This window comes from Fulvivirga lutimaris (assembly GCF_009711525.1).
GTDB classification, from domain to species: Bacteria; Bacteroidota; Bacteroidia; order Cytophagales; family Cyclobacteriaceae; genus Fulvivirga; species Fulvivirga lutimaris.
In genome coordinates, this window is record NZ_SMLV01000137.1 from 1 (window position 1) to 2693 (window position 2693).

General features: G+C 37.6%; 4 protein-coding genes. 1 reads left to right on the top strand and 3 read right to left on the bottom strand.

The window, feature by feature from the left end:
* The coding region (locus E1140_RS00795; RefSeq protein ID WP_155178050.1) for a PAS domain-containing protein at positions 1 to 677 on the top strand (677 nt) is incomplete at its 5' end.
* Positions 678 to 681: 4 nt separating this feature from the next.
* Here E1140_RS00795 and E1140_RS00800 read toward each other — a convergent pair.
* The 3 genes from E1140_RS00800 to E1140_RS00810 form a co-directional block, all read right to left on the bottom strand.
* Positions 682 to 1275 (bottom strand): tetratricopeptide repeat protein, encoded by a 594-nt coding sequence (locus E1140_RS00800; RefSeq protein ID WP_155178051.1) that lies wholly within the window; start codon positions 1273 to 1275, stop codon positions 682 to 684.
* Between the two features lie 100 nt (positions 1276 to 1375).
* On the bottom strand, positions 1376 to 2122 hold the full coding sequence (locus tag E1140_RS00805; RefSeq protein ID WP_155178052.1) for an alpha/beta hydrolase: 747 nt from the start codon (positions 2120 to 2122) through the stop codon (positions 1376 to 1378).
* 72 nt (positions 2123 to 2194) lie between these two features.
* Positions 2195 to 2693, bottom strand: a 499-nt coding sequence (locus E1140_RS00810; protein ID WP_155178053.1) for a DUF3108 domain-containing protein, incomplete at its 5' end; no start/stop codon positions are given.

Here is a 2693-nt window from a genome sequence, read left to right on the forward strand (position 1 = left end):
GAATTACTTCTGGCCTTGGTGATGCTCCCCCATCCAATCTTTTATTGATCCCAATACAAACGGAAGACAGCATCGAGGGAGTAATTGAGCTTGCATCTTTCAAACAATTAGAACAATATGAAATAGATTTTCTAAAAAGGGCTTGTGAAAACATTGCAACAACTATTACTTCTGCAAAAATCAATGTTCGAACCAAACTTCTTTATGAGGAGTCTCAGCAACAGACGGAAGAAATGCGAGCACAGGAAGAGGAAATGCGTCAAAATATGGAAGAGCTGTCGGCAACGCAAGAAGAAATGGAAAGAACATCCTTAAAATTCAAATCCAAATATGAAGCCATCAACGGAAGCGGTGTAGGCTCAATTGAATTTGACCTTCAAGGCAATATAGTTGACGCTAATGATGCCTTTTGTGAATTAATGATGTACAGTAAAGATGAAATACTTGGCAAGCACCATAGAATATTCGTTGACAAGGAATACGCCCAAAGCGACCCATATAAGGAGTTTTGGAATGAACTAGCTAATGGTAACCCTCACAAGGGAGAGTTTACAAGGTATGATAAAATGGGAAATAAGGTTATACTTCTCGGAGCCTATTCTGTTTTAAGAAATGATGACAATGTAGCTTATGGCGTAATCAAATTTGCTATGGACATAACTAAATTGAAATCCTGAGTTACTATCGGCAATATTTCTTAAGGAGCTCATCGGCCTTTTCAACGCCTAAAGTTTGAGCCATTCGAAAGTCTGAGCAGGCACGACTTGTTTGTTTCGTATATATTCTGAGTGCCCCTCTGGATAAGTAAGCCTCGGCATATTCTTTATCTACACTTATAGCTGCGTTATAAGCGCTAAGTGCCTCAGGAAGTTGCCCCAATTTTTGATGTGCTTTACCTTTTAATGTAAATGCATTAGCGTTAGTTTCATCTAGCTTAAGTACTTTTTCTGCATAGAAAATGGTGTTCTCATAATCATTAAGTCGATCATAATAATCCACCATGATGCTTAAGTGAGCATTTACATTCAGTGGATCTTCCTTTATCACCCTATTAAAATCTTTCAAAGCAAGTTCATACTTACCCAGCTCCTCATAAGCCCTACCTCTATTGTAGATAGTTTTTATGTCTCTTGGTTCTGTATTCAGATACACTGTATAGGCCTCTACTGCCTTGTCATATTCCCCATTACTGAAAAATTTATCTCCGTTTTTGGAGTTCTCATTACTACAAGAAATAATAGCAAGCGCAAAAAATAAAATAAAAGCGTTCTTCATGTTGGTTTTTATAATAAAAAATAAGCTGTATCAATTACCGTAATTACTACGAAGTGCTTGATACAGCCCTTATTAACGCAAAGTTAAAGAATAAATTATTTCAAATTGAAGCAAGGAAGGATTTTAACGCTTTCCAATAACCTCCAGAATCAGAATATTGTGACCAAAGAGCCTTAGAACCGTGATTTCCTACCGTTTCAGGTAGGTAATAAGATTTGTTGTCTGAAGTGATAGAAACGTATATACCCCACCAATTGCCCTTTTCAGACTTGGCAGAGGCAATAAATGTATGTTGATCAATATTCCCCGCGACAGAGGTAATGTAATCTCTAGGCTTACCCTGAGCCACAAAGTACTCCCCTGGCGAAAAGGCTATCACAGCATCAACGCTTTCATTCATATCAGCTGCGAGCTTTAAAGCCAAAGCAGAAGAATAAGAACTACCCCAGATTATTAGTTTGTCAGAAGCGAAATTCTTTTTGGCATAATTAATAGCCGCGCGCATGTCGACCAATGCGTCAACATACTGCGTTGACTTCATAGCCTTAGCTGCATTGAGCTTAGTTTGATTAGTTACATTGTTAATAGCACCACCGGACCTCAAATCAACTGATAGACAATTATATCCCAGCGTATTGAGCTCTGGTGCAATTTCATTGTACTCGCCCCTACTCCAGTTGGCCTGATGAAATAAAACAATAAATGGTGCAGTGTCAGGGTGAATCATATACAAATCAGCTGTAATAGTCACACCATCCTCTGATTGAAATTTAATAAGCCTTTCTCCTTCTTGAGCCAATAAAGATGGAGATAATAGAACTGCTACAGATAGAATCAGAAGTTTCATAGTATGAATATAACACAAAAAAATAGGACAAGCGAGCTTGTCCTATTTTCAATCCATTAATTTTCTATTTTCCTATTTTATTCTGCTGGTAACATCATGCTGCGTATTCTTATAATCAGTTAACTCAACGCTAACATTTCCGATAAACATCTTAGCCTGAATTTTCAAAGGCATTCTGTTTTTATCATCTGTTACCCAGGCAATGACTGAATCTTCACCATCAAACAGCTCATTATTAGGAACTACTGGAGCAAGCCTGATAGCATTAAATTTGCCAGCTTTAGTCTTCACTTTCTCCTTTCCTCTATAGATCATCTCCAAGTCATAAAAAGTGTCTTCGAAGAAACCATTAATCACGAACTTATCTCCTTTCTTCATTTTAGAGAAGTCAATGGTTCTTAGATAAAGCGCTCCGGCCATCATATCTCTTACTTCACCTTGAGATACGTATACCTTAGGCTCTTTGAATTTACCCGTCTTTTTATCAGCTACTTTGGTCTCGATCAAATTAACCCTATGATCAAAGCGCACCACTTCATCTTTCTTGTACTTTCCTTCTCTAATATTTCTA